The organism is Tomitella cavernea (genome assembly GCF_016599145.1).
Lineage (GTDB): Bacteria > Actinomycetota > Actinomycetes > Mycobacteriales > Mycobacteriaceae > Tomitella > Tomitella cavernae.
Genome location: NZ_JAENKO010000079.1, coordinates 1 through 9000, shown reverse-complemented (window position 1 = coordinate 9000; position 9000 = coordinate 1). Strand labels below are relative to the sequence as shown.

General features: G+C 62.9%; 6 protein-coding genes and 3 pseudogenes. 1 reads left to right on the top strand and 8 read right to left on the bottom strand.

Annotated features, from left to right (window positions below):
- Positions 1–103 precede the first annotated feature (103 nt).
- The 6 genes and pseudogenes from JJ683_RS17900 to JJ683_RS17875 all read right to left on the bottom strand — a co-directional run.
- The gene (locus JJ683_RS17900) at positions 104–463 is read right to left on the bottom strand and encodes a nuclear transport factor 2 family protein (protein WP_200176122.1); all 360 of its coding nucleotides are present in this window, start codon (positions 461–463) and stop codon (positions 104–106) included.
- 55 nt (positions 464–518) lie between these two features.
- Entirely contained in the window at positions 519–1361 is an 843-nt protein-coding gene (locus tag JJ683_RS17895; RefSeq protein ID WP_200176121.1) for a mycofactocin-coupled SDR family oxidoreductase, read from the bottom strand.
- 159 nt (positions 1362–1520) lie between these two features.
- The gene (locus tag JJ683_RS17890) at positions 1521–2303 is read right to left on the bottom strand and encodes an SDR family NAD(P)-dependent oxidoreductase (protein WP_425584486.1); all 783 of its coding nucleotides are present in this window, start codon (positions 2301–2303) and stop codon (positions 1521–1523) included.
- A 205-nt stretch (positions 2304–2508) separates the two neighbouring features.
- The gene (locus tag JJ683_RS17885) at positions 2509–4095 is read right to left on the bottom strand and encodes an ABC transporter substrate-binding protein (protein ID WP_242474842.1); all 1587 of its coding nucleotides are present in this window, start codon (positions 4093–4095) and stop codon (positions 2509–2511) included.
- 68 nt (positions 4096–4163) lie between these two features.
- The gene (locus tag JJ683_RS17880) at positions 4164–5783 is read right to left on the bottom strand and encodes an ABC transporter substrate-binding protein (RefSeq protein ID WP_200176115.1); all 1620 of its coding nucleotides are present in this window, start codon (positions 5781–5783) and stop codon (positions 4164–4166) included.
- 538 nt (positions 5784–6321) lie between these two features.
- Positions 6322–6417: pseudogene (locus JJ683_RS17875) on the bottom strand (transposase); the annotation flags it as partial.
- A 241-nt stretch (positions 6418–6658) separates the two neighbouring features.
- Between JJ683_RS17875 and JJ683_RS17870 the strand changes: the two are divergent.
- Complete coding sequence (locus JJ683_RS17870; protein ID WP_307811037.1) at positions 6659–7741, top strand: ISAs1 family transposase; 1083 nt, start codon at positions 6659–6661, stop codon at positions 7739–7741.
- 4 nt (positions 7742–7745) lie between these two features.
- Here the strand turns inward: JJ683_RS17870 and JJ683_RS17865 are convergent.
- Together JJ683_RS17865 and JJ683_RS17860 are read right to left on the bottom strand one after the other, a co-directional pair.
- Positions 7746–8351: pseudogene (locus JJ683_RS17865) on the bottom strand (transposase); the annotation flags it as partial.
- An 80-nt stretch (positions 8352–8431) separates the two neighbouring features.
- Positions 8432–8794, bottom strand: a pseudogene (locus JJ683_RS17860) (integrase catalytic domain-containing protein); the annotation flags it as partial.
- Positions 8795–9000: the final 206 nt, after the last annotated feature.

Genomic DNA, 9000 nt, shown 5'->3' with positions numbered 1-9000 from the left:
GCCTGCGGCCCAGCCTCGACGCCGGCTGCGGGCGACGCCGCGGAGCCGGGACGGGAAAGCCCCGACGGTGAGGCGCCAGTCCAGCAAAATCAGACCTCCACGGTTACAGGGGATTGCCAGAGTGGCGGTGTAAAAGCAGTCTTGGCCCCGTTTCGATCTCGAGCATATGCGCTTGCGCATGAACGGTGGTCACGGGTCTGGTTGACGCCGCCACTCGGACGCCACCGATGATGAGGTTGGTAGTCAGGTGGCGGGTGTGGGGCGTGCCGTTGTCCGGGTACACCCGCAGCCAGTCGACGAAGTTCGACCGCACCTCCGCGACGCCGCGCGGCGGCTCTCCGCTGGAGTAGAGGACTCCGTCCACGAACATCTCGCCGAGTCCGTGGAAGTCGCCGCTGTCGACGAGCTCCACGTACCGGTAGGCGAGGTTGGCGATCTGACCTTGGTCGGGTTGGGGCGCCATCGAACCACCTCCGGCGTGTAGCCGGGAAGCGAAAGTGCTGGCGTGGCGTGTCAGGCTAGGCGCTAGTTCGGGTGGACCAGCCCGCGTCGACCGGCACGACGATGCCGGTCAGGTGCACGCTGGCCTCGGCCGTCAGGAAGAGCACGACGCGGGTGACGTCCTCCGGCGGCATGACCGCGATCGGCTGTGCGTGGAGCTGGCCGAGCACGGACGCCGCGTCGTCCCAGGTGGGCGAGTCCAGATCGGGGCGGACCTTCGCGTACAACGCGTCGTTCTTGACCATCGGGGTGTCGATGTTTCCGGGCGTGATGACGTTGACCGTCACACCGGAGTGCGCCAGCTCCTGCGCCGCGGACTTCGACATGCCGATGACGCCCCATTTGGACGCGCAGTACGCGGCCATGTTCGGCCCAGAACTGCGGCCCATCATCGACGAGATGGTGACGACGCGGCCGTATCCGCGCTCGGCCATGCCCGGGGCGACCGCCGCGACGGTGTTGAACACGCCGGTCAGGTTGCTGCCGACCACTTCGTCCCACAGCGCCTGCGGGTGGTCGGTGATCGCCGCGCCGTCGGAGACGCCGGCGTTGGCGATCGCCACGTCGATGCCGCCGAGCTCCTGCTGCACCAGCGCGACGAACGCGTCCATTGCCGCACGGTCGCCGGTATCCACCGTGCCCGCGACGCACCGGCGCCCCCGCTGTTCAACTTGGCGCTTCGTCTCGTCGAGGTCGGACTGCGTGCCGAGCAGGTAGCCGATGGCCTCGGAATCCGCGCAACGATCGCAGATCGCCACGTCGGCCCCGCGCTCGGCGTAGGCGAGGGCGTGCGAACGGCCCTGTCCCCGCGCCCCACCGGTGATCAGTACGACTTGTCCTTCGAATTCATCCGCCTGCATCGAGTTCCTCGTTTCGGTAGATCGATATTGCGTTTGAGCGACTCTATGTGGTCGGCGCCGCATTCGTCGGGAGCGTTCCGCTCTCCAGGTGCGGGCCGCGGAAGAGAGGTGTCGGCCGGGGCGTTCGCCGTCGCGGCTGGCACCGAGGCGCAGCCCCGCTCAGCGTATGGTCAGCTGGCCGCCGTCGATATTCCAGGACTGGCCGGTGATCCACCGGCCCTCGTCGCTGGTGAGGAACGCGACGGCCGCCGCCACGTCGTGGGCCGAGCCGGCGCGGCCCAGCGGGACGCGGTCCGCGATGATCTTGGCCCACGTGCTCTGCGGAAGATCGTCGAGACGGGAGGTGCTGATGATCCCCGGGCACAGCGCGTTGACCCGGATCTGCTCGCCGCCGAGTTCTTGGGCCATGGACGATGTTAGCGATTGCACCGCGGCCTTGGATGCGCAATAGGCGGACGAGTTGGCGCTGCCGAGCTTCCCGGCCAGCGAGGAGATGTTGACGATGGACCCGCCGTGACCCTGGTCGACCAGCTGGCGCGCGAAATGCTTGCTCATCAGGAAGGTGCCGCGCAGGTTGATGCGCAGCACGCGATCCCAGACGTCCGTGTCCAAGTCGGTGACCGGTACCCGGTCCTCGGCCCGGGCGGCAGCGGCGTTGTTCACCAGGATGTCCACGCCGCCGAATTCCTTGAACGCTGTCGACAGCGTGTTTCGCACGGAGTCTTCGTCGGCGATGTCCGTAACGGCGGTGACTGCGCGTGTGCCCAGTTCCCGCACCTCGGCGGCCACCGATTCGACATCCCGCCAGCCGCTATCGCGCTCTTCATCGGTACGGGGCTGGGCCGAGTTGCTGGTCCCGGTGAGGACCACATCGGCCCCCGACCGCGCGAGTTCGGCCGCGATGGCTCGGCCGATCGAGCGCATCCGGCCAGCGCCGGTCACCAGAGCGACCTTGCCGGACAATCGGCCCGTCGGTGGGGTTTCGGCCCTGGTGGCGTCCCCGGCAGTCATTTCTGCTCACCCGCGGCGGCCGGACGGCCCGCCGCACTCGGAATCGGGGAACAGAGCACTGTCCTCATAGGGAAGTCCTTTCGTCGAAGTGATGCACCGATTAGGAGAGCCTCCGCTCTCTCGGTGCTGTGTGCCATCAGCTCAGCCACACATCGCCGAGTAGCATGATGCCGTCCGTGCTTGGTACGGCGCCGTGTACGTTCTGCGTCCACGGGACGAAGTTGGCGCCCGCACCCCAGATCAGCACCGGGGCGTCCTCGTTGATCAGGTTCGCAATCTGCGCCAGGCCTGCTCGTTTCTCGTCGTCGCTGGTGGACTGCTGCGTCTTCTCCAGCAGCGCATCCATCTTCGGGTTGCTGTAGCCGATCATGTTGTTCGACGAGTCGCTGCGCATCGACGCGGATAGGCGCATGAACGGCACCGCATCCGAAATGCTGTTCGACGTGTGAGTGAGGTCGAAATCGTGGTCGACGTACAGCCGCTGCACGACGTCGGTGGACGTGGCCGCGTACTCGACGTCCACCGTGAATCCGACCTGCTGCAGCATGGCCTGCACCGCTACGGCGATGTCCTGGGATGTCTGGCTCTGGAGGCCCACATAGGTGAGGTGCCCGTCGTAGCCTTCGGCCTTGGCCTTGTTGAGCAATCTGCGGGCTCGTTCCAGGTCCGGAGTGACCTCGCTTACGTCGTCGCTGTGCCACTTGGACCACTTCTGGAACAGCTCGGACCCAGGCATGCCCTTATCGTTCTTGGCGCGCTGATTGATCACGTCCGGGTCGATGGCGAGCTGCATCGCGTGGCGGACCTCCGGTATCGCGCCTGGATGGCCCTCGCGGTTGTTGATGGCGCCGACGTCGCCCATGCTCACTGGCTCGTAGAAGCCGGGGAACTGCTCCGTGGCGTCGTCGATCTTGTCTTCCTGGAGCATGAACGCCATCTGGATGTCCCCAGAGTTCAGCGCATCGATTTTGGCCTGTTCACCCTGGACCGTGACGAAGTTTAGCTCGTCGAGGTGCGGCGGGCCGTCCCAATAGTCCGCGCGCGGCTTCATCACCAGCTTGGAGCCCGGCGTGAAGCTCGCCACCGTGAACGGGCCGGCGCCGATCGGCTGGAAATTCTCGGGGTCGGCGTACGCGGCGGGGGCCACGATCATGCCGTGCCCGAACGTAAGCAGCGCCGGGAACTCGTGCCACGGCTGGTTGAGGTTGTAGAGGACGGTGGTCGGGTCCTCGGCCACGACGCTCTTGACGCCGGCAACGAACTGCTCGCTGTTAGCGCCGTGCAGCTCGTTGTACCGGTTGGTGCTGTCGACGACGGCCTGGGCGTCGAACGGGGTGCCGTCGCTGAACGTCACCCCGTCGGGCAGCTTGAGCGTCCAGCTCAGATGGTCGTCACTCTCGGTGAGAGTCTCGGCCAGCTGGGGCACGAACTCGCCGCTCTCCGCGTCATAACGCATGAGCAGGTCGTAGACGGAGACCATCTCGGTGCCGCCGGTCGAGCCCGCGGGCTGGGTCTTGACCGGGTCCAGGCTCGACGGAAGCGCGTAGCCGGCGAAGCTCAACGTGCCGCCGTCCGCGGGGCTGCCGGCATCGGACTGATCGCCGATGATGCCCGCCTGCATGGGCTCGCCCGAGCCGGATCCGGTACTGCCGCTACCGCCGTCGCCGCCGCTGGTGCAGCCGACAAGCAGTGCGGCGCTTGCCACTGCGACTACCGCGGACATGGCGATTCTGCGCTTTCGCTGTTTCCTACGGAGTTTCCTTCCAAAGAACGGAAATACCGTGACTTCGGTCAGGCCTTCCATGCTTCTCCGAGTAGGACCATAGAATTCGAAGTGCCCTTGATTCCGTGGACGTTCTGTTGCCAACCGACATACTCCGGAAATGATCCATTTACTAGAAATGGGACATCTCGATTCACCTGCATTTGAATGTTGGACATCAGTTCACGTTTTGTTTTGTCACCACTCGTTGTTTGAAACTTTTCGATAAGTGAATCCATCTTCTTGCTTGTGTACATACCATATGTTTGGCTACCTTCGGAGGTCATTGCCGCGGCCATTTTTGACAATGGATTGGGATCGCGAATACTTAGCCCCCAATCGCTCAAGTCATAATTTCTTTCAGCGGCAACTAGACGAATTTGATCACTGAACGTTGGAAGTATTTTTGTCTCCACATTGAATCCGACAGCCTCCAGCATTGCTTCTGTTGACAAGGCTTGTTTTTGCTTCGCTTGACTTGGCCCGAACACGGAAACTATATGCCCGTCAAACCCATCAGCCTTAGCTTCAGCTACTAAGCGTTTTGCCTGTTCGGGGTCGTAGGACGGTCCATCCGTACTCGTATTCCACTTTGAAGCTTCGGCAAATAATTGGTTGCTACCAATAGCTTCCATACCATAAGTACGCTTACTGATAAGGCCGGGATCAATGGCCAACTGCATCGCCTTACGGACTCTTTGGTCCGCTCCGGGACGGCCAGGAGACGCATTTATCATCGTAATATTCGTTGCATTAGTCGTGCTTGCAAAACCCGCAATGCCGTGTTCCAACATAAATGCAACATCATCTGGCTCGCGAGCCAGTGTCATATCGACTTCATCATTGTTGAATGTATCCATGGAAACTTGGGTTGTTGGCATATACGCGATTTCTATTGCATCAAGTGACGGAGGCCCGCCCCAATAATCTTCGCGTGCAGACAAGGTCATAGACGTTCCCTGTTGCCATTTGGCTAAACTAAACGGTCCGGCACCTATAGGCGTAAAGTCGCCGTCGACGGGGCCAGCGGACTTTGCAACTATCATTCCCGGTCCAGATGTTAGGATCGAAGGAAAGTTCGGCCAAGGCTTATTAAGCGTATAGATGATAGTATGTTGGGTCGGGGTTTCGATACTCGCGACATTGGCGTTCCACAATCCGGATTCCGGTCCTTCGGATTCACTGTAGCGTTGTTGGCTATACTTGACAGCTGAGGCGTCCATCAAAGTGCCATCTGAAAAAGTTACATTGTCGGGGATTGTAAGTGTCCAAGTTCGAAAATCAGGATCGGAAGTTAGGTCTTCAGCCAATTGCGGAACAATTGTTCCAGTTTCGGCATCATAGCGCATGATAGAGTCGTATATGTTGACCATTTCGATGCCGCCGGTAGTTGCTGAAGCAATGGTTTTGGCTGGATCAAGAGAAGCAGGTTCGGCATAAGCGGCAAAAGTGAGCGTCCCGCCGTCTTCTGGCTCCCCTGTCGCAGGGTCCGCGTTCACTATTCCATCTTCAAGATCGCCAAGATCGCTTACTGCGACGACGCCGTCGTTGCCGTTGCCGTTGGTGTTGGCACACCCTGCGGTAAGCAGAGTCACTGCCGTTGCTGCAATACTTAGGCGCAAAATGTAGTGCTTCCGCCGAAGTCTCATAGTCCACTCCTTTTAGGCCAAGGCCCGTCATCTATCGGACAGTTAACCGCCCACTATCGATGTCGCACGCCCCCGTGTTCCAACTTCCGCGGGCGCTCTCCGAAGGCGCGCTCAACGCTGCGGCGTAAAGGGCCGCGACGCGTTCAGGTGACCACCGTGAGGCAACCTGTGGGCCAACTCAACTGTGGTAGCGCTTCCGGTTGGGCGCATCCGCCCGGCGCCAGTTACTACAGCAACAATCTCGGCCGGGACCTCCTAGTCGGGATTCATATTGTTACCCGTCGCCAAGCCGAAGGCAGCATTGTGAGTTGACCAAGCGCTTGGTCTGTGAACTGTAACACACGAAGTGCGTTGTGGCATCGATCATGATCTACCCAGCGCGATTGCAAAGTTGTGGGTGCGGTGTGGCGTGACCACGACACGCCAAAGAAGGTGTAGAAGCGCAGCGGGCACAACGGGATTCGCGATCGTGATGGGTGCTTACGTCCACGCGATCGATCGGAGCCCCGTTGTGCCCGCCTGCCTATCGTCCGGCATCCGCGCCCTCGGTCTGCTGGATCCAGATGGCCAGGACGTGCTTGACCCCGTCCATGTCGACGCCGACGGCGATGTGGGCGGCCTTGTTGCCAGGGTGCCGTCAAAGTCGGGTGGCGACTGGCTGACCTGGGGATTTGAGGAACGACACGCCGCCCGGTCGGGGTAGAAGCACGGGCACGGCGCTCATTGGAAGATGGATGTTCTGACGCAACACAACTTCCAGGAGCTCCGTGCCCGCTACGCCAGTGTGCCCTACCACCGCCTCCATCGTCGACACCGACGATCCCGTTCTCGGCGGACTCGCTGACATCCCTTCAGCACCAAGGGAACTACGTGAGGTGATCGCACAGATCCCGGATCCGCGTAAGGCCCGGGGTATCCGACACCGCATCCCCGCGGTCGTGCTTCTGGCCGCGACCGCCGTCGTCGCCGGTGCGTGTTCCTTCGCGGCGATCGCGCAATGGGCGCACGACTGCGGCCGGGAACTCCTCGATACCGCCGGCATGGCAGATGCGCAGATTCCGAGCAAGCCGACGATCCGCCGCATCCTGGAACAGATCGACGCCCACACCTTCGACCTGCTCGTCTACGAGTGGATGCGGCTCTCGTTCACCACGATCGACGGGCGGCGGATCATCGCCTGTGACGGCAAGACGGTGCGGGGCGCGAAAGATTCCGACGGCAATCAGCCGCACCTGTTGGCGGCGATGGACCACCGCACTGGCGCCGTGATCGGGCAAGCCGATGTCGCGGCGAAGACCAACGAGATCCCCATGCTGCGTGAGCTCCTCGGCCAGTTCGACCTCACCGATAGGGTGGTCACTGTCGATGCACTCCACACACAGCGCGGCACCATCGAGCACATCGTTTCACGTGGCGGTCATGTGGTGATGACGGTGAAGAAGAACCAGCCGGCCCTGCACAAGGAACTCGCAGCGTTGCCGTGGAGCCGCATCGACGGCGAGTCCGCCGTCGACCGGAGCCACGGCCGGCGGGTGCGGCGCACGATCAAGGCCGCGCAGGTGCCGGCGGGAGTAGCCGGATTCCCGCTGATCGGGCAGGTCGTGCAGATTCGGCGTACCCGCACGGTGCACGGCAGAAAGCATGTTGAACTGGTGTATCTGATCTCGGACCTGGACATGGCGCACGCGCAGCCGGCGGAGATCGCTGCGTGGGTACGCGGCCACTGGGGCATCGAGAATCGTGTGCACTATGTCCGCGATGTGACGTATCGGGAGGACGCGTCACGGATCCGCACCGGCAGCGGGCCGCGGGTGATGGCCACGCTCCGTAACCTTGCCCTCGGCATGCACCGGGCGGCTGGCCACCGCAACATCGCCGCGGCGTGTCGTCACTATCAGCATTGTCTCCAGGACGCGATAAAACTGGTCCTCACCAGCGGAACACCGACTTTGACGTAGCCCTGGCCTTGTTGCGCACGTGGGCGCCGTCGCGGACCTTGACGATGATCGCGTCGAGGTAGATCACCGGGTACAGCGAATCCAGAGGCCGCTGCTGCCAGCGGGCGACCTCGTCGGCGACCTCTTCGGTGACCTTCGAGATCGTCTCGTGTGACAGCTCGGTGCCGACCGTGGTGGCCAGGTGATGCTGAATATCGCGGATCGTCATGCCGCCCGCGTAGAGCGAGATGATCCTCGCGTCGAGCCCGTCGAGGCGGCGCTGCCCCTTGCGCACGAGCATCGGGGTGAACGTGCCGTCCCGGTCGCGCGGCACGCGCAACTCGACGTCGCCGATCTCGGTGGCCACCGTCTTGGCGTGGGATCCGTTGCGCGAGTTCGGGAACGCCGAGGCGTCCGGGTCGCCGGCCTCGTATCCGAGGTGTCCGGTCAGCTCGGCGTTCAGGCCGCGTTCGAGGGCGGACTTCATCATCGCGTTCAGCAGGCCTGTTTCGCCGGTGAGCGCTTCGCCGGCGTCGATGCGGGTGAAGATCTCGTCGAGGGCGCCCGAGGCGGCGAGCCGGTCGGCGAGTTCGTTCTGACGGTCACGGCGCTGCTGACGTGTCTGGTCCACAGCTTCATCGTCTTGCACGGTCACAGGAGGGTCCCTTCGGGGTCAGACCTGACCACTTACACAGACCATCTGACACGCCCGATGCCGGCCAGCAACGTCGCGGTCTGATCGTCGATGTCCAACTCGCCGAACTCGCGGAGCACCAGCACCAGTTCCGGCAGCATCGGGGCGAGTCGCTTACCGGCCGGCATGCCGAGCACCGCCCAGCAGAACACCAGTGCGGCAATGACTTTCGGACCGTACTTCGGCGGTCGTGGTGTGCGGGGGCGCACGATCCGCGGTGTCAGCGCCTCGCGGAGTGCTCGGCGGGCGTGGTCCCGGTTCCAGCCGGTCGTGGCGCACAGCTCGTCGAGAATCGCGGTCTTGTCGGTCTTGCCGGCCCGCTTGTAGCGGGTGGCGATCGCCTTGGTCACAGACTTGCGCTCAGTCATGGTCAGCCCCATCTGCAAGGCCTACGACGACCCCGGTCCCGACGAGTGGCGACACGCCGCTACGCGGGCATTTTGGATGAGTCAACGCGCGAGGCGAGGCGAGGTGCCTCACGTAAAAGTGAGCGCGAAGCGGTGGCCGGTGCCTCACGCAGTGTGAGCGCGTGGGAGGCTTGCGCTACTTCGCCTGGGCCAATCGGTTGATTGACGGTTGTAATGCT